This window comes from Xanthomonas boreopolis, from assembly GCF_046529185.1.
Classification (GTDB): domain Bacteria; phylum Pseudomonadota; class Gammaproteobacteria; order Xanthomonadales; family Xanthomonadaceae; genus Pseudomonas_S; species Pseudomonas_S boreopolis.
In genome coordinates, this window is record NZ_CP097162.1 from 994851 (window position 1) to 1012692 (window position 17842).

Consider the following 17842-nt stretch of genomic DNA (forward strand, 5'->3'; position numbering starts at 1 on the left):
TCGCGGCGCTGGGGACGATGGGCCGTGGTTCCCGCGCGAGCGGGCTCATGGATCCGGCCGTTGCCCGGCCTGCAAGCGATGTCCGGTTCCCGCTCCGGCGGGCACGACGAGGCAGGTGCAGGTTCCCGGAGAGAGGCGGAAACGGACGCTGGATCCTTCCCGATTATCCACGCCGCGACCCGAAGTACGAAGCCGCGCACGCAGGATGCGACGACTGTGCCTCGCTATTTCCGAACCGGCATAGGGCGCGGCGTAATCGTGATGAATGCTGCAGTGCACAGGCTGCTACGGTCGCCCACGGCTGCGGTCCGATGGCCGCGGCCGGCGGCAGGAGCCGCCCGGACCTGGGCAGGATGCCATCTCGGGAGGGCACCACATGCAACGCGCCAGTTCGAACCACGTGTCTCGCGATCGTTCCGCCGCACCGCCATCGCCGCGCCGCCGCTCGCGCGTCGTGCTGGCGCTGGCCTTGGCCGCGCTCGCGCCGGCCGCCTGGGCCGGGCCGTACAAGGTGTTCGGCAACCACTACGCCTGGGTCAACAACTTCAACGATCCCAACAACGTCATGCAAGGCTCGTTCGGTACCGGCAGCCTGCCCGAGATGACGGTGACCTTCAATTACTCCACCAACAATCTCTACGGCTACCCGGCCATCGTGCGCGGCTGGCACTACGACTGGAATCCGACCAGCGACACGCTGTTCCCGAAGCGGGTCTCGACTATCAACAGCATCCCGGTGACCTTCGGCTACCAGGCTGGCGGCACCAACCTCGGCGGCGACTTCGCCTACGACATGTTCTTCCGCTGGGACACCAACAAGGGCACGCCGCAGCTGGAGGTGATGATCTGGGGCGACCACAATTCGTGGCCGATCGGCACCCAGACCGGCACGCGCGTGATCAGCGCCGGCGGCCGCACCTTCGACCTGTGGGAGGGCTACAACAGCGGCGCCGGCTACTACGTCTATACCTTCATCCCGACCGGCACCGCCGGGCAGGCCAACCTGGCCACCAGCGGCAGCCTCAACCTGGACGTGAAGCCGTTCCTCAACTGGCTGCATGCCAACCGCTCGCAGGACGGGCGCTACAACAACTCCATGTACCTGCACGTGGTCGAGGCCGGTTTCGAGGTCGTGCGCGGCAACGGCTGGGCCTACTTCAACGCGACCATCAACGCGAACTGAGGCCGGGTGCGGCGGGCAGGGGCGATGCATCGCCTCCTGCCCGTCCGTGCTCAACGCGAATACGAGCGCGGCAGCGAGCCCTGCTGGCGCAGGTAGCGGTCGCGCAGTTCGGTCTGGCGCGAGCGCATCGGGATGGCGCGGCCGCCGAGCCAGACCTGCTCGGCGTAATGGGCCACGTCGAGCGGGTCGCCTTCCCACAGCACCAGGTCGGCCTGCTTGCCGACCGCGATGCTGCCGATGCGGTCGCCGACGCCGAAGATCTCCGCCGGCACCCGGGTCAGGCCGGCCAGGCCGTCGTCCCACGGCAGGCCGTTGGCGACGGCGTTGCCGGCCAGCTGCCGCACCTTGCGCGCGTTGTGCGAACCGTCGCCGCCCTGGGTGAAGCTCACTTCCACGCCGGCGGCGCGCAGGCGCGCGGCGTTCTCCAGGGTCGCGCCGATCTGGTCGAAGTTGGACGGCAGGTCGGCCAGGGCTTCGACCAGTACCGGGACCTTGGCCTGGGCCAGTTGCGGGGCCAGCTTCCACGCCTCGCTGCCACCGGCGATGGCGATCCGGACCTTCTCGCGCTGCGCCCAGCGGAGGAGCTGGCGGATGTCGGCGGCGCGCTCGACCTGCACCACGATGCGGCCCTGGCCGGCGAGGTACTTCGCCAGCACCGCCCGGCCGGCCGGGGTGAGCAGGGCATGCGGCGAATCGGCCGGCACGCGGCCGCGCGCCTCGGCGACCAACTGGTCGAGCAGCATCCATTGCGCCGCGCGCGAGTTGCCGGTCAGTTCGGACGCATCCGCGCCCAGGCGCAGGAACAGCGCATGCGGGCCGATCGGATCGGCGCTGCCGTCCAGCCGCACCACGCCGCCCTGGCCGGCGACGAAGGCACCGGACGTCGTCGCGCCGAGCGCCGTGAAACCGATGCCTTCCACGCGCGCCACCGGCACCAGCACCGAATCCGGGTTGTAGGCGAGGGTGGCGTCGAACTCGGGGCGCATCGGCTGGTCGGCCAGTTTCAGGCCGCTGTCGACGGTGGCGTCCTCGCCGGAGACCTCCTCGATGCCGATCTCGGTGATGCCGCCGAACAAGGCCGGCGTCAGCGGCCGCCCCGCGGCCTCGACCACGCTGGCACCGGCCGGCGCGGCCAGGCCGTGGCCGATCGCGCGGATCGTGCCGCCCTGCACCAGCACGTCGGCATGCTGCAGCGTGCCTTGCGCGGTGGCGGTGTGCACGGTGGCGTCGCGGATCAGCACGTCTTGCGCGATAGCGTGGCCGGACCAGAACAGCGACAGCAGCAAGGCCGTCGTTCCCGCGAAGGCGGGAACCCAGCGGCCTCGCTTCTTCCGTTCTCCTGCAGGAAAACCGGGGCACGTCCCTGCATGCGAAGTCCACGGCGACGTCCCTGGGTTCCCGCCTTCGCGGGAACGACGGGCAGAAGCAATGCGGGCCAAGGCAAGGCGAGCGAAAGCAAGGCGAATCACGGCGCACCTCCCTGGCCCAGCATGAAGTCCGAGACCGGCTGCAAGCTCCGGTCGTGGCGGTCGTAGACCTGCGCACCGTCGATGTAGACCTTCTCGGCCAGCGCATACGAGCTGAACGGGCTGCCGTTCCACACCACGACGTCGCCCATCTTGCCCGGCTCCAGCGAACCGGTCTGCTTCTCGATGCCCAGCGCCTTGGCCGCGTTGAGGGTGATCCAGGCGATGGCGTGCTCGGGCGCGACCTGGAGCCCGGCGCGGCGCGCGCTGGCCATCGCCTTGGCCGCTTCCTGGTTGAGCCGCTGGATGCCTTCCTCCGAATCGGAATGCACGATCGCGCAGCTGTCGGCGGGGCGGTCGACCAGCGCGATGTTCTCCTGGATGCCGTCGAAGGCCTCCATCTTGAAGCCCCACCAGTCGGCCCACATCGCGCCGCAGATGCGTTCCTGCGCGAGCCGGTCGGCGATCTTGTACGCCTCCACCGCATGGTGGAACGCGGCGATGTGGAAGCCGAATTCCTTGGACAGGTCGATCATCGTCGCCATCTCGTCGGCGCGATAGCAGTGGATGTGCACGCGGATGTCGCCGTTGATCGCGCCGGCCAGCGTGTCCAGCTTGAGGTCGCGCTTGCCGCCGGTGTCGCCGCTGCTGTCGTCGTCGCCGCCGCGGCTCCACCAGTGGTGCTTGGCGGGCTGCTTCTTCGGTGCGTTCTTGCGCAGGTACTCGGCCGCATCGATGAAGGCGGCGCGATAGCCGGCGACGTTGCCCATGCGCGTGGCCGGGCCGCCCTTCTGGCCGTAGACGCGCTTGGGATTCTCGCCGCAGGCCATCTTCAGGCCCCACGGCGCGCCGGGGAACTTCATCGCCTGGTAGGTCGTGGCGGGCACGTTCTTCAGGGTCACGCCGCGCCCGCCGATCAGGTTGGCCGAGCCCGGCAGCACCTGCAGCGAGGTGATGCCGCCGGCCAGCGCGGTCAGGAAGCCGGGATCCTGCGGCCAGACCGAGTGCTCGGCCCAGACGTTGGGAGTGACTGGCGCGGTCATCTCGTTGCCGTCGCTGTGCGCCTTCACGCCGGGGCTGGGATAGACGCCCAGGTGCGAGTGCACGTCGATGATGCCCGGCGTCACCCACTTGCCCCTGCCGTCGACGCGGGCGGCGCCGGCGGGGGGCGGCAGGCCGCGGCCGACGGCCTGGACCTTGCCGTCGGCCAGCAGCACATCGGCATCGTCCAGGCGCTGGCCGGTCCCGGTCAGCACGGTGGCGTGTTCGATCAGCACCGGGCCGGAGGCGAGCGGCGCGTAGGTGCTGGGATAGGGATCGGCGACGAAGCGCGAGGCCGCGGCCGCGGGCCCGCACAGCAGGACGCCGGCCAGGCCGGCGAGCAGGAAGTGGCGCATCAGGTTTTTCCCCGGATGGATTGCGTGCAGCGGCCACGACGCTAGCCGGCGCGGGGCGGGCTTGCCAAGCCCCATAGGTCACGCTCCCGGCCCGCCGTGACGCGGCGCAGCGGGTGCCCTTGACCGGGAACGGGCATGCTGTGCGGCGGCCCGCACCCCCGAGACCGCTCGATGAAACCCGCGGATACACGCAAGCACATCGCCTCCGTATGCGAGTTCTGGGAGCGCGCGGGGCCGGAGCGCTGGTTCTCGAAGAACGAGTCGTTCGACACCAATTTCCGCCAGCATTTCCTCGAGCTGCACCACGCGGCCGCGCGCCGCGAATGCGAGCACTGGATGGACAGCGCCGACGGCGCGCTGGCGCTGATGATCCTGCTCGACCAGTTCCCGCGGAACTGCTTCCGCGGCGGCGCGCATGCCTATGCCACCGACGGCCTGGCGCGGCACTATGCGCGCCGCGCGATCGAGGCCGGCTACGACTACGAGGTCGCCCCTTCGCTGCGGATGTTCTTCTACCTGCCGTTCGAGCACAGCGAGGATCCGGCCGACCAGGCGCGTTCGGTCGAACTGCATCGCGCCCTGCCCGGCGAGGGCGCCGCCGAATGGGCGCTGCTGCACCGGGACATCATCGCGCGCTTCGGGCGCTTCCCGCACCGCAATGCGGCGTTGGGGCGGGACACGACGCCGGAGGAGCAGCGCTTCCTCGACGAGGGCGGGTTCGCGGGTTGACCATCGTTGATGGCCGGCCTGGCGGGCTTTTGTGGGAGCGGCTGAAAAACCCCGCCGCGGCTGAAGCCGATCCCACAAAAAGCAGGCGGCGGGCCCGAACGAAAAAACGCCGCTTTCGCGGCGTTTTTCGCGGATCCGACGCGTGGCTCAGTACTTCGGCACGCCGTTGTCCACCTCGTCGGACCAGGCGTCGATGCCGCCGGCGACGTTGTAGACGCGGGTGAAGCCCAGGCCGCGGAAGTGCTCGGCGGCCTGCAGGCTGCGGCCGCCGCGGTGGCACAGGAATGCCAGCGGGGTGTCCTTCGGCAGCCGTTCCAGCGCGGCGCGCTCCTCGCCGTCGAGCGTGCGGAACGGCGCGTTGACCGAGGCGATCGCGCGCTCGTCGGCCGGGCGCACGTCCACCAGCGTCAGCGTGCCGGCCTTGACCTGGTCGTCGGCGTCGCGCGGGGCCAGTTCCTGCACCGGCTTGGGCGCGTTCGGGTTGTCGATCGCCAGGCCGCGGCCGCGGATGTCGTCCACCCAGTCGATGGTGATGCCGTCGGCGCGCCGCGCGCTGGACGGGTCGAACTGCACGCGCAGGCCGTTGGACTCGGCGGCGATCGCCTTGGGATTTTCCGGCACCAGCTGGAAGTTGGGCTGGAAGCGCGCATCGATCGCCAGCTGCAGCGCCGCGCCCGGGGCGTCGGCGAGCGCGCCCTTGAGCATTTCCACCGCCGCCGGGGTGATGGTGATCGACGGCGGGGTCAGGTCCGGGGCGGCCACGCCCAGCAGCTGGCTCAGTTCGCCGCTCTCGTACATCTGCAGCATGATGTCGCTGCCGCCGACCAGCTCGCCGTCGATGTACAGCTGCGGGATCGTCGGCCAGTCGCCGTAGGCCTTGATGCCCTCGCGGATCTCCTGGTCGGCCAGCACGTTGACGTGGGCGTAGTCCACGCCCAGCTCGTTCAGCACGCCCACGGCCTTGGCCGAGAAGCCGCACTGCGGCATGTTCGGCTGGCCTTTCATGAACAGCACGACGCGGTTGGATTGCAGCAGCGATTCGATGCGCGAACGCAGGGCGGGGTCGAGGGACATCGTGGGGACCGTGGATCTTCTGGGAGACCGTCCATTCTACGCGCCATGCGAAGATGGGGCATGAGCTCTCCGGAAACACTGCATCGCGCCGCATTCCGCCCGCACTGGGGCTGGTGGCTGGCCGCCTCGCAGCTGGCGGTGGCGCTGCTGTGGTGGCGGTTCGGCTGGCCTGCGGGCGTGCCGGCCCTGCTGGGTTCGCACGCCTGCTTCGTCGCCGCGGTGTTCCTGCCCGGGGCCCGGCTGTACGCGCCGGTCGCGACCCGCCTGGCGGGGGCGGAGCCCCGGGTCTGGTTGACCATCGACGACGGGCCCTCCGACGACACGCTGGCGATGCTGGACCTGCTCGACCGGCATGGCGCCCGCGCCACTTTCTTCCTGGTCGGTGAGCGGGCCGCGCGGCGGCCGGAGCTGGTGCGCGAGATCGTCCGCCGCGGCCACGGCATCGGCAACCACAGCCATACCCATCCGCAGCGCTGGTTCTGGGCGCTGGGCCCGCGCCGGATGGCGGCCGAGATCGGCCAGGCCCAGCGCACGTTGCGCGACATCGCCGGGCAGGCCCCGCGCTGGTACCGCTCGGTGGTCGGCATGACCAATCCCTGGGTGGCGGCACCGCTGCGCAGGCACGGACTGGTGCGGGTGGCCTGGAGCGCGCGCGGGTTCGACGGGGTGGCCTGCGACCCCCGGGCGGCCGTCGCGCGCATCGTGCGCGACCTGCGGCCCGGCGCGATCGTGCTGCTGCACGAGGGCATCGCCCGGGGCCACAACCTCGCGGTCCTGGAAGGCGTGCTGCGCGCGCTGGACGAGCGCGGCCTGGCGGCGGTGCTGCCGCGGGCGTGAGCCGGGCGCCAGGGCCGCCCGGCACGATGCCGGCGTTACGCCGGCTCGGCGACGATCAGCCAGTTGTTGAACGGGGTATTGCCGTAGAGCGGGGTGAAGCGGGCGCGCAGCCCGGCGGCATCGAGCTCGGCCTGCAGGCGCGCGCGCGTGGGAGGGCAGCGCGGGCGCTCCTGCATCCAGCCGGCCACGTGCGCCAGGACATCGCCGATGCGGCTGGTACGGCCGCGCCGGCTGCCGTCGTCCAGCCCGCAGCGGATCACCAGGCGGGCGCCGGGCTCCAGCATCCGCGCGGTGTCGGCGATCAGCCCGGATTGCCCGGCCTCGGGCAGGTACTGCAGGACGTCGAGGATGGCCACGCTGCCGCGATGGCCAGGTGCGCCGTGCTTGAGGTCGAGCACCTCGAAACGGGTGCGCGGCAGGCCGCTCCGCTCGGCGATCCGGCGCGCGCGGCGGATCTTGGCGGCATCGATGTCCACGCCGCGATAGTCCAGCGCCTGCCCGTCGGCGCGCAGGGCGTGCGCGAGCAGGCCCAGGCCGCAGCCGAGATCGAGCAGCGGCGCGCGGGTGCCGCGCAGGGCCTCGAGCACGCCGGGATAGAGAGGATCGGTGCGCAGCTTGATGCGCGTGTAGTAGTAGTCGTAGCGGTTGCCCAGCGGATGCGCCGGCAGGAAGGCGCGGGCGATCGCCTGGGCTTGCGGCGGACTCAGCGGGCGGACGGTGTCGCTCACGGTGCGTTTCGGGGCCGGCGGTGGGGTCAGCTTAGGGCACGCACGGCTTCAGGCAGCGTCAACGCGGTCCAGCCCGCGTACATCGCGGCGGACGGATGCAGCGCGTCGTCGACGAGCATGTCCGCTTTCTCGCCGTGCGCACGGCTGTAGGGCGTGATGTCGATGAAGGCGACGCCGCGCCCGGCGCAGGCCTGGCGCGCGACAGCGTTGAAGGCATCGATCTCGCGCCCGACCAGGGCCGCGTCGCGGCCTTGCGCGCGCGCGAACGGGGTGACGCCCCAGTCCGGGATCGACAGCACCAGCACGCGCTGCGGGCGTCCGGCCGCGAAGGCGATGGCGCGTTCGAGCAGCGCCGCGAACTGGACGCGGTACTCGTCGAGCGGGCGGCCGCGGTACTGGTTGTTGACGCCGACCAGCAGCGTCACCAATCCGAACGGCCCCTGCGGCGCGGCCGCATCGATGCCGGCTTCCAGCTCGTCCGTGGTCCAGCCGGTGGTCGCGACGATCTGCGGATCGTCCAGCGCGATGCCGCGGGCGCGCAGCGCCTGCGCCAACTGCACCGGCCAGCGGCCCGATTCCGGCACGCCTTCGCCGATGGTGTAGGAGTCGCCCAGGGCGAGGTAGCGATGGTTCATGTTCGGCGGGAACGGCGCGCAAGCGCGGCGCGGACAAGGCTGACGGGATGGAGGCCGAGCATACACAATCGCGGCATTCGTCCACCGAGGAGGCTTGCGATGAAACAGTGGCTGCTGCTGGGAGGCGCGATCCTGGCCGAAGTGGTGGCGACTAGTTCGCTCAAGGCCAGCGATGGCTTCCGCAATCCGCTGCCGTCGATCGTGGTGGTGGCCGGGTACGCGGCCGCCTTCTACCTGTTGTCGCTGACCCTGAAGACGATCCCGGTCGGCGTCGCCTACGCGATCTGGTCGGGGCTGGGCATCGTCCTGGTCGCGTTGATCGGCTGGCTGGCCTACGGGCAGAAACTGGACCTGCCGGCGCTCGCCGGCATGGCGCTGATCGTCGCCGGCGTGCTGGTGATGAACCTGTTCTCCAAGGCCGGCGCGCATTGAGCCGCGGCCTGGCGGCTCCTTCCTGGACCGGCGAACGGGACCGGGCTCAGGCCGCCGACTGCTTGCGCTTGAGCGGCACGACCTTGGTGTTGGCCTCGGCGCGGCGCGACAGCGCCCGGTCGATGCGCGCGAACACGTCGCGCATCACCGCCGGCTCCGGCAGCAGGGTCACCCGGAAATGGTTGCGGTAGGGCACGTTGAAGCTCGAGCCGGGCACCACCAGCACGCCTTCCTCGTTCATCAACTCGAGCGCGAACTCGTGGTCGTCGAAGCCGCGCGCGGCATGGCCGACCACCGACGGGAACGCGTACAGCGCGCCGGCCGGGGCGACCAGCGACAGGTGCTCGCTGGCGGCGCAGGCCTCGATCACCGCGCGGCGGGTCTCGTACAGGCGGCCGCCCGGCGAGCACAGCGCGGTGATCGTGTCCGGTCCGTTGACCGCGGCCTCGATCGCGTACTGGCCCGGCACGTTGGCGCACAGGCGCAGCGCGCCGAGCAGGTCCATCGCGTTGCGCAGGTCGCCGATGCGGGCGATGTCGCCGGACAGCAGCGCCCAGCCCACGCGCCAGCCGCAGGCGCGGTGCACCTTGCTCAGGCCGCCGTAGGTGATGCACGGCACGTCGCCGGCCAGCGGCGCGACCGGCTGGAACCGCGCCCCGTCGTAGAGGATCTGGTCGTAGATCTCGTCGACCATCAGCAGCAGGTCGTGCTTGCGCGCGATGGCGACGATCTTCTCCAGCAGTTCGCGCGAGTAGCTGGCGCCGCTGGGGTTGTTCGGGTTGATCAGCACGATCGCGCGGGTGCGCTGCGAGACCAGGGTCTCGATCTGCACCGGGTCGGGCAGGAAGCCGTTCTCCGGCAGGCAGCTGTAGAACACCGGGCGGCCGTCGTTGAGGATGGTCGCGGCCGACCACAGCGGGTAGTCAGGCGAGGGCACCAGCACTTCGTCGCCCGGGTTGAGCAGGGCGCGCAGCGACAGGTCGATCAGCTCGGACACGCCGTTGCCGACGAAGATGCGGTCCGGATGGGCATCCGGGTGCTGGCGCTTGGCGTAGGCCGCGGCGATCGCCTCGCGCGCCACCGGCAGGCCCTGCTGGTGGGTGTACGGGTCGGTGCGGCCCATGTCGTCGGCGATCGCGCGCTGCAGGTGCTCGGGCGCGCGGAAACCGAAGTTGCCGGGATTGCCGATGTTGAGCTTGACCAGCTTGTGGCCCTGGGCCTCCAGCTCCCGGGCTCGCCGCGCCAGTTCGCCCCGGATCTCGTAGCGGACTTCGGACAGGCGTGCGCGGGTGGCGAGCGGCTTTTTCGGGGCGGACATGGAGGTGGGGGCCGTCTTGGCGTGGAACCGGCATGGTAGCGGAAATGCGCCGGGACTGAATGGCGGTTTTCCTTGCAGTTGCAACCACGTCCGGCCAATAGCCGGGGCCCCCGGAGCCGGCCTGGGCGTGCGCGGCCCGGGGCCGTTCCCGGGCCGTCAGGACGCGCTGCTCGGGGAGAAAGCCAATTGGGGCGGCAGCGTCGCCGGTTCGAGCCTCTTCTCGATCCCGTGCTCGGTCCAGGTGCGGCGGCTGCGCCGGGTCTGCGCGCGCAGCTGGCGGTTGAAGGCGATGCTCTCCGCGGTGGCGTAGCCGCGCGGATGGTCCAGGTGCAGGGCCACGGTGCGGTGGCGGATGCGCTTGCCGCGGACGCCGGCGTTGGCCAGGCGCTCGCCGAACTCGCGGTCCTGGCCGCCGTAGCGCATGCGTTCGTCGAAGCCGTTCACCGCCAGCAGGTCGTGCTTCCAGCCGGAGGCGCCGTGCCCGTTCCAACTGGCGCGAGCCGGGCTCACCAGGTCGAGCAGCCAGCCCAGCCGCGGCCCGGCGGACAGCTTGAGATCGCGCCGCGAGGCCCGCATGCCGCGCTCCCGCAGCCAGCGCACGTCGAAGCAGCGGCCGCTGGCGATGTCCTGCGCGCCGATCGCGCGGCTCGTGTCCATCGGCAGCTTGTGGTAGCCGCCGGACAGGAAGCGCCCGGGTTCGCGCAGGCGCAGGTGGGTGGCGACGAAGTCGCGGCGCGGGATGCAGTCGCCATCGGTGAAGATCAGGTAATCGGCGTTGCTGGCGACGATCGCGCGGTTCAGCGCCTCGCACTTGCGGAAGCCGCGGTCCGGCTGCCACAGGTGCAGCACCGGGTACGGCAGGCCGGGCCGCAGCCGTTCGATCGTGGCCCGCGTTTCCTCGCCGCTGCCGTCGTCGGCCACGATCACCTCGAAGTCGAGCCGGCTCTGCGCGGCGAAGCCGAGCAGCACCTTCTCCAGCCACGCGGGCTGGTTGTAGGTGGTGAACACGATGGTGGCGGCGGGCACGTTCGGCATGGCGGAGGCTCGGCGGAAGGCGGTCGCGGCGGGTGGCCGCCACGAACGGAAACATGGCGGCGATACAGTGCGCGGGCATCCCCATGCCCGTGCCGCAGGGCACTCTGACGAGCCATCGCGACAATGCCGTTACGCGCACATGACCCCACGCCGATTTCCGCGACCGTGATCACCCGCGACGAGGCCGATCGCATCGCCGATTGCCTGGCTTCGCTGGCGTTCTGCGACGAGATCGTGGTGGTCGATTCCGGGTCGGGAGACGCCACGCGGGATATCGCCGAGCGCATGGGCGCGCGCGTGCTGGTGCGGCCATTCGACGGATTCCGCAGCCAGAAACAGTTCGCGGTCGAGCAGGCCGCGCACGACTGGGTGCTGTGCGTGGACGCCGACGAGCGCATCGACGCGGTGCTGCGCGAGGCGATCCTGGCCGAGCGCGCGGCCGGCTTCGCACGCGCGGCCGGCTACCGTTTCGCGCGCAGGTCGTGGTACTTCGGCCGCTGGCTGCGCCACGGCAATGCCTATCCGGACCGCAAGTTGCGGCTGTTCGACCGCCGCCGCGGCGGTTGGCGGGGCGAACGCGAGGTGCACGAGAGCGCCAGCGTGGACGGGCCGGTGGCCACGTTGCCGGGCGACCTGCTGCACCTGCCGTTCCGTTCGTTCGAGCACCAGCTCGACAAGGGCCGGCGCTATGCGCAGATGATGGCCGAGCATGCGCATGCGCGCGGCAAGCGCGCGTCCTGGAGCAAGCTGGTGCTGGCGCCGGCATGGCGGTTCTGGCGGGGTTATCTGCTGCGCGGCGGCTTTCTGGATGGGCGAGCGGGATTGGTCTATGCGTACGTGACCGCGTTCACCGCGCGCCAGAAGGCGATCCGGTTGTGGGGATTGCAGGCGGGGGATGGGGGGAACGGTCCGGGTACATGATTCGCGCGTGGCGTGCGGCGCCTCCCGCCGAGGCGCGGCGCGTTCGCGCGGCCCTTTCGCCGCGGCGCCGTCTCCCTGCCGCTGGGCGTCGCGTCCAGGGGCGGATTCCAGCCTGGGCTCGCTCGCCTCCGGGCGGCGGACCCGTAGAATCCCCGCCATGACCGATGCTTCTCCCGACTACCCCGAACTGCGCCGGATCGGCTGGCCCTGGATCGGCACGGCCGAGGACCCGGATTGGCAGGCGCTGTTCGAGGCGCATCCGCAGGCGTTGCCGGCACGGGTGGTCGAGCAGCATCGCTCCGGCTACGTGGTCGCCGATCGGGTCGATGCGGCGATCAAGGCCGAGTCGCTCCCGCAGTGGCAGTTGCCGCGCTTCCCTTCGCATGAACGTGCCGCGGTCGGCGACTGGGTATTGATGGAGGGATCCCGGATCGTCGCGCTGCTGCCGCGGCGGAGCGCGATCAAGCGCGGCGCGGCCGGCGAGCATTACCACCAGCAGGTGATCGCGGCCAACATCGATACGGTGTTCATCGTCTGCGGGCTGGACGACGACTTCAATCCGCGCCGGATCGAGCGCTACCGCCTGCTGGTCGGCAGCGGCGGCGCCGAGCCGGTGGTGGTGCTGACCAAGGCCGACCGCAATGCCGATGTGCCCGGCGCGGTGGCGGCACTGATCGACCTGGCGGCGCAGGACGTGCCGGTGCGCGCCGTCAACGCCAAGGATCCGCACAGCGTGAGCGCGCTGCAGGCCTGGCTCGGGCCGGGCCGCACCGCGGTGCTGGTGGGATCGTCCGGCGCCGGCAAGTCGACCCTGACCAACACCTTGCTCGGCGTGGAGAAGATGCGCACCGGCGAGGTGCGCGAGAGCGATTCGCGCGGCCGCCACACCACCACGCACCGTGCGTTGATCGCGCTGCCGGACGGCGCCTGCCTGATCGACACGCCGGGCATGCGCGAGCTGAAGCCGACCGGCGAGGAAGACCTGGCCGAGGGCGGCTTCGCCGACATCGAGGCGCTGGCGGCGCAGTGCCGCTTCCGCGATTGCTCGCATCGCAGCGAGCCCGGCTGCGCGGTGCGCGCGGCGATCGAGGCGGGCCGGCTCGATCCGGCGCGGCTGGCGAACTACCTGAAGCTGCGCGAGGAAGTCGCCGGAGCCGCCGGCAAGCTGGCAGTGCGGCTGGCGCAGAATGCGGCCGCGAAGGCGCCCGGCAAGCCCTCCGACAAGCGCTCCGGCGGACGGCGTGGACGGCGTTGAGATGACCGGGACCGACCGCGCCGTCGCGCATCACGCGGCGCTCGATGCGCGGTTGGTGCGCGCGGTGCGCGGGATCAAGCTGCTCAGCCTGACCAGCTGGCCGGCGTCGTTGCAGGCGCCGTTCCTGGAGAGCGTCGCGCGCGGTGCGCCCAGGCCACCGCAGGTGGCGTACCCGCGGCTGGATTTCGCCGATGCCCGCCGCGAGCTGGAGGCGATCGCCGCGGCGGCCGATCCGCAACACCCGCTCGGCCACTACCTGCGCGAGTCCGTGCGCAGCTGGGACCTGGCCGCGGCGTTGCTGGAGTCGCTCGGGACCGTGCAGGCGGCGCGCCATTCCGAACGGCTGTTCGGCGTGCCCGACGACCCGATGCCGGGCGAGGGCCCGACCACGCGCGAGGCGGCGCGGCATTTCATCCAGATCGCGCAGGAGCTGGATCGCGAGCTGCTGGCGCCTGAGGAGCAGGTGCCGGTGTCGGCGACCGCGCTGGCCCTGCAACTGCAGAACGACCTGGACGATTTCTTCGAAGGGCGCGTGATCGCGGTCGAGCTGGACCCGGAGCTGATCGCCAAGGCCGCGGCCGGTCCGGAGCGCATCCGCTTGCGCAGCGGCGCCAGCTTCGGCGACTACGACCGTGCGCAGTTGTTCCACCACGAGGCGCTGGTGCACTCGCTGACCGGGCTCAACGGGCGCGAGCAGGCGAACCTGCCGAGCCTGGCGTTGTCGTCGCCGCGCGTGACCGCGACCCAGGAGGGGCTGGCGACCTTCGCCGAGCAGATCACCGGCAGCATCGATATCGAGCGGCTGAAGCGGATCAGCCTGCGCATCGAAGCGATCGCGCGGGCGCGCGAGGGGGCGGACTTCGTCGAGGTGTTCCGCTACTTCCTCGACGCGGGACAGAGCGAGGCCGAGAGTTTCGCGTCGGCGCAGCGGGTGTTCCGCGGCGTGCCGACCGGGGGCGGCGCGGCCTTCTGCAAGGACACGGTGTACCTGCGCGGGTTGGTGGCGGTGCACACGTTCTTCCGCCAGGCGCTGCAGCGCGACCGCCTGCCGCTGTGCCGTTGGCTGTTCGCCGGCAAGATGGCCCTGGAGGACGTTGAGCCGTTCGCGCCGTTGTTCGACGCGGGCGTATTGGCGCCGCCGCGGTGGCTGCCGCGCTGGGTGCTGCGCACCAGCGGATTGGCGGGGATGCTGGCGTTCTCGCTGTTCGCCAACCGGATCAGGATGGACCGGTTGGGACGCTTGCCCGGCGAGGACGAGGCCGGTTGAGCCCTCCGGCGCGTCCCCTTCGGGAGGCATCCCGGTCCCGGAGGCTCATCCCATGTACAGCCCGCCGTTGACCGCATAGTCGGCGCCGGTCACGTAGGCGGCCTCGTCGGACACCAGCCATGCGCACAGGCCGGCCACTTCCTCGGCCTTGCCGAGCCTGCGCACCGGCACCGAGCTGGCGAGCCGGTCGAGCACGTCCGGCGGGAAGCTGCTGATGGAAGCGCTGGCGATGTAGCCGGGCGAGATCGTGTTGACGGTCACCCCGCGCATCGCCACCTCCTGCGCCAGTGCGCGGGTGAAGCCGTGCATCGCCGCCTTGGCGGTGGCGTAGTTGACCTGGCCGATCTGCCCTTTGTGCGCGCTGACCGAGCCGATGTTGACGATGCGGCCCCAGCCGCGCGCGGCCATGCCGTCGATCACCTGCTTGGTGATGTTGAACAGCGAGTCGAGGTTGCTGGCGATCACCGCCCGCCAGTCCTCGCGGTTCATCTGCCGGAACAGCATGTCGCGGCTGCCGCCGGCGTTGTTGACCAGCACGTCGATCTCGCCGACCTCCGCGCGCACCTTGTCGAAGGCGGCCACGGTGGACTCCCAGTCGGCGGCGTTGCCTTCGGAGGCGATGAAGTCGAAGCCGAGCTCGCGCTGCTCGCGCAGCCAGGCGGCCTTGCGCGGCGAGTTCGGGCCGCAGCCGGCGACCACGGTATGGCCGTTGCGGGCGAGCTTCTGGCAGATCGCGGTGCCGATGCTGCCCATGCCGCTGGTGACGTAGGCGATGCGGAGGGTCATGGTGTCGTTCCTCGGGAGTGGACGCGGGCGGACAGTGGGGGGAGGGCTCAGGCCGCGAGCGGGTACAGCGCGAACAACAGGCTGCCGGCCATCAGCAGCAGCGAGATCAGCACCGCCCATTTCAGGGTGAAGCGCTGGTGGTCGGCGAAATCGACCTTGGCCAGGCCGCACAGCAGGTAGGTGGACGGCACCAGCGGGCTGAGCAGGTGCACCGGCTGGCCGGCCAGCGAGGCGCGCGCCATCTCGACCGGGGTGATGCCGTAGTGGCCGGCGGCCTCGGACAGGATCGGCAGCACACCGAAGTAGAACGCGTCGTTGGACATGAAGAAGGTGAACGGCATGCTGGCGATCGCGGTGATCACCGCGAGGTAAGGACCCCAGCTTTCCGGGATCACCGCCAGGAAGCTGCGCGACATCGCCTCGACCATGCCGGTGTTGGACAGGATGCCGGTGAAGATGCCGGCGGCGAAGATCAGCGACACCACGGCCAGCACGTTGCCGGCATGGTTGACCAGGCGACGGCGCTGCTCGGCCAGGTTCGGGTAGTTGATCACCAGCGCCAGCGCGAAGCCGATCATGAACAGCACCGGCATCGGCAGCACGCCGATCACCAGCGCGGTCATCAGCGCCAGCGTCAGCGCGAAATTGACCCACAGCAGCTTCGGCCGCTTGGTGTCCTCGGCGTCCTCCACGCGCGGCAGCGCATCGCCATCGTCGGACACGCTGGCGTCGAGCCAGTTGTCGCCGGGCAACTGCACCACGCCCAGGCGCGCGCGTTCCTTCAGGCCCAGGTACCAGGCCAGCAGCAGGATGCCGGCGATCGACAGCGCCATCGCCGGGACCAGCGGGATGAACACGTCGGCGGGATCGACGTGCAGCGCGGTGGCGGCGCGCGCGGTCGGGCCGCCCCAGGGCGTCAGGTTCATCACGCCGCCGGCGAGGATGGTCACGCAGGTCATGTTGAGCGCGTTCATGCCCAGCCGGCGGTACAGCGGCAGCATCGCCGACACCGTGATCATGTAGGTGGTCGAGCCGTCGCCGTCGAGCGAGATCAGCAGGGCGAGGATCGCCGTGCCCATCACGATCTTCATCGGGTCGCCCTTGACGATGCGCAGGATGCGCCGCACCAGCGGGTCGAACAGGCCGGCATCGATCATCACGCCGAAGTAGAGGATGGCGAACATCAGCATCACGCCGGTCGGCGCGATCTTCTTGATGCCTTCCAGCATCATCTCGTTGATGCCGGAGCCGAAGCCGCCGGCCAGCGCGAACACGATCGGCACCACGATCAGCGCGACCAGCGGCGAGAGCCGCTTGCTCATGATCAGGTACATGAAGGTGATGACCATTCCGAAGCCGAGCACGGTCAGCATGGGAGTTCCTCGGTAATGCGGGGGAGGGAGGGCTTCTGTGGGGGGCGTCTTGCGGGAGGGACTTCAGTCCCGGCGCTTCCCGGGAAGTCCCATCGGGACTGAAGTCATTCCCACAGGAGCGGGCCTGTCAGAAGTCGTAGTGGAAGCGCCCGGTCACCGCGCGGGTGTGGTCGAGCGTGGTGCCGGCCAGGTGGTCGCGGTTGCGGCTGTCGATCAGGTCCAGCATCAGCCGCAGGTTCGGCTTGAGGTACCAGTTCGCGCCGAGCGTCCACGAGGCGGTGGAGGCGTCGATCAGGTCGGCGCCGCCGATGCGGTGCTGCTCGCCCCACATGCGGTCGTAGCGCAGCGCCAGTTCGAACGCGCCGGCATCGTGGTTGAGCGCCTTGACCCGGCCGAAACGCCCGGTCTTGCGGTCGTAGGCGCGCGATTCGCCGGTGACGAACCAGCTGACGAAGCCGTAGGCCGCCTGCACGCGGGCGCGCTGCGCGCCGTCGTCGAACAGGCCGCCGCTGTACTCGCCTTGCCAGGACAGCGGGCCGCGCACCTGCGCGTACTCCAGCGACCACTTGTCCACGTCGGTGTCGCGGCCGTCGGCGAAGCGCGCCAGGGTCAGCCGGCTGTTGTCGGAAAGGTGCCCGGCCGGGCGCGGGCGGATGCTCAGCACCGCCGCGCCGTCGCTGCCGGGATGGTCGTAGCGCTCGTGCGCCAGCGACAGGCCCAGGTGCAGCACGTCGCCCTCGCGCGCGCCGGGTGCCCAGGTCGCGCGGCCGCCGAAGGCGCCGCCCTTGGTGTCGGAAACGTCGATGCTTTCCAGGCTGTAGACGCTGGCCGCCCAGGTGTAGTCCTTGCCTGCGGCCTGCCAGGACACGGCCTTGCGGTACAGCGGCGCCAGCGTGCTGGCCGCGCCGCCGCGTTCCAGGAACTGGCCATAGTTGGAGCCGGTGCGGTCGTCCAAGGTGAAGTACTGCTTGAACTGGCCGATGGTGAGCACGCCGCGATCGAAGCTGCGGGTGATGTAGACGTCCTTGGCCTCGATGCCCTTGCTGCCCGGCTCGTCCTGCAATCCGGCGAAGTCGCCTTCGACCTTGTAGCCGAAGCCGTAGAACTTGCCGGATACGTCCAGCCACACGCGCCGGAATTCCGTGTCGTTGCGGTTCGGCGCGCCGCGGTCGTCGTTGTCGAAGCGGGCGAAGTCCCAGTGGATGCGGCCGCCGAGCTCGGCGGTGACGTTGCCGTCGGCCCATTCGGCGGCGGTGGCGGTGCCGGCGGCGAACGCCAGCGCGCAGGCCAGCGGACCGCGCAGGCGCAGTGTGTGGTGATGCACGTACCCTCCCAGGTGCGCGTGATGGCGCGTTGTTCCAGGGCCATCCCCGTGGCGGGGTGGCCGTACCGGGAGACTAGGCGGG

The 17842-nt window shown here is 70.8% G+C and carries 17 protein-coding genes; 7 read left to right on the top strand and 10 right to left on the bottom strand.

The annotated features are described in order from the left end of the window. Positions 1-376: 376 nt before the first annotated feature. Entirely contained in the window at positions 377-1183 is an 807-nt protein-coding gene (locus tag M3M27_RS04475; RefSeq protein ID WP_140719688.1) for a GH12 family glycosyl hydrolase domain-containing protein, read from the top strand. Between the two features lie 50 nt (positions 1184-1233). Here the strand turns inward: M3M27_RS04475 and M3M27_RS04480 are convergent, their stop codons facing one another. After that, complete coding sequence (locus tag M3M27_RS04480) at positions 1234-2469, bottom strand: amidohydrolase family protein (RefSeq protein WP_434027294.1); 1236 nt, start codon at positions 2467-2469, stop codon at positions 1234-1236. Positions 2470-2648: 179 nt separating this feature from the next. After that, complete coding sequence (locus M3M27_RS04485) at positions 2649-4046, bottom strand: amidohydrolase (RefSeq protein ID WP_434027295.1); 1398 nt, start codon at positions 4044-4046, stop codon at positions 2649-2651. Between the two features lie 171 nt (positions 4047-4217). On the opposite strand from M3M27_RS04485, the gene M3M27_RS04490 reads away from it, so the two are divergent. Continuing rightward, positions 4218-4775 carry a DUF924 family protein gene (locus tag M3M27_RS04490; RefSeq protein WP_434027296.1) on the top strand — a complete coding sequence of 186 codons (558 nt, stop codon included), beginning with the start codon at positions 4218-4220 and terminating at the stop codon, positions 4773-4775. A 147-nt stretch (positions 4776-4922) separates the two neighbouring features. Here the strand turns inward: M3M27_RS04490 and grxD are convergent, their stop codons facing one another. Continuing rightward, positions 4923-5849 (bottom strand): Grx4 family monothiol glutaredoxin, encoded by a 927-nt coding sequence (grxD, locus tag M3M27_RS04495; protein ID WP_140719680.1) that lies wholly within the window; start codon positions 5847-5849, stop codon positions 4923-4925. A 60-nt stretch (positions 5850-5909) separates the two neighbouring features. On the opposite strand from grxD, the gene M3M27_RS04500 reads away from it, so the two are divergent. Continuing rightward, positions 5910-6686 (top strand): polysaccharide deacetylase family protein, encoded by a 777-nt coding sequence (locus tag M3M27_RS04500; RefSeq protein WP_434027297.1) that lies wholly within the window; start codon positions 5910-5912, stop codon positions 6684-6686. A 35-nt stretch (positions 6687-6721) separates the two neighbouring features. Here M3M27_RS04500 and M3M27_RS04505 read toward each other — a convergent pair whose 3' ends face one another. Further along, positions 6722-7393, bottom strand: a complete 672-nt coding sequence (locus M3M27_RS04505) for a methyltransferase domain-containing protein (RefSeq protein ID WP_434027953.1) — start codon at positions 7391-7393, stop codon at positions 6722-6724. Between the two features lie 47 nt (positions 7394-7440). Beyond that, positions 7441-8049 (bottom strand): SGNH/GDSL hydrolase family protein, encoded by a 609-nt coding sequence (locus M3M27_RS04510; RefSeq protein WP_434027298.1) that lies wholly within the window; start codon positions 8047-8049, stop codon positions 7441-7443. A 99-nt stretch (positions 8050-8148) separates the two neighbouring features. On the opposite strand from M3M27_RS04510, the gene M3M27_RS04515 reads away from it, so the two are divergent. Beyond that, positions 8149-8481 (top strand): DMT family transporter, encoded by a 333-nt coding sequence (locus M3M27_RS04515; RefSeq protein WP_140719674.1) that lies wholly within the window; start codon positions 8149-8151, stop codon positions 8479-8481. 46 nt (positions 8482-8527) lie between these two features. Here M3M27_RS04515 and M3M27_RS04520 read toward each other — a convergent pair whose 3' ends face one another. Both M3M27_RS04520 and M3M27_RS04525 read right to left on the bottom strand, forming a co-directional pair. Further along, positions 8528-9799, bottom strand: a complete 1272-nt coding sequence (locus tag M3M27_RS04520; protein ID WP_140719672.1) for a pyridoxal phosphate-dependent aminotransferase — start codon at positions 9797-9799, stop codon at positions 8528-8530. 156 nt (positions 9800-9955) lie between these two features. Further along, entirely contained in the window at positions 9956-10834 is an 879-nt protein-coding gene (locus tag M3M27_RS04525; protein ID WP_140719669.1) for a glycosyltransferase family 2 protein, read from the bottom strand. Between the two features lie 123 nt (positions 10835-10957). On the opposite strand from M3M27_RS04525, the gene M3M27_RS04530 reads away from it, so the two are divergent. The 3 genes from M3M27_RS04530 (at position 10958) to M3M27_RS04540 (ending at position 14277) form a co-directional block, all read left to right on the top strand. Further along, the gene (locus M3M27_RS04530; RefSeq protein ID WP_140719666.1) at positions 10958-11755 is read left to right on the top strand and encodes a glycosyltransferase family 2 protein; all 798 of its coding nucleotides are present in this window, start codon (positions 10958-10960) and stop codon (positions 11753-11755) included. 157 nt (positions 11756-11912) lie between these two features. Then, positions 11913-13010 (top strand): ribosome small subunit-dependent GTPase A, encoded by a 1098-nt coding sequence (gene rsgA / locus M3M27_RS04535; RefSeq protein ID WP_434027299.1) that lies wholly within the window; start codon positions 11913-11915, stop codon positions 13008-13010. A gap of 1 nt (position 13011) precedes the next feature. Beyond that, entirely contained in the window at positions 13012-14277 is a 1266-nt protein-coding gene (locus tag M3M27_RS04540) for a flavohemoglobin expression-modulating QEGLA motif protein (RefSeq protein ID WP_140719662.1), read from the top strand. Positions 14278-14322: 45 nt separating this feature from the next. Here the strand turns inward: M3M27_RS04540 and phbB are convergent, their stop codons facing one another. From phbB to M3M27_RS04555, 3 genes are all read right to left on the bottom strand, one after another. Continuing rightward, complete coding sequence (phbB, locus tag M3M27_RS04545) at positions 14323-15063, bottom strand: acetoacetyl-CoA reductase (protein WP_140719660.1); 741 nt, start codon at positions 15061-15063, stop codon at positions 14323-14325. A gap of 47 nt (positions 15064-15110) precedes the next feature. Next, on the bottom strand, positions 15111-16436 hold the full coding sequence (locus M3M27_RS04550) for a CitMHS family transporter (protein WP_140719658.1): 1326 nt from the start codon (positions 16434-16436) through the stop codon (positions 15111-15113). A 127-nt stretch (positions 16437-16563) separates the two neighbouring features. Further along, positions 16564-17760, bottom strand: coding sequence for an OprO/OprP family phosphate-selective porin (locus M3M27_RS04555; protein ID WP_434027300.1), 1197 nt, complete (start codon positions 17758-17760; stop codon positions 16564-16566). Positions 17761-17842: the final 82 nt, after the last annotated feature.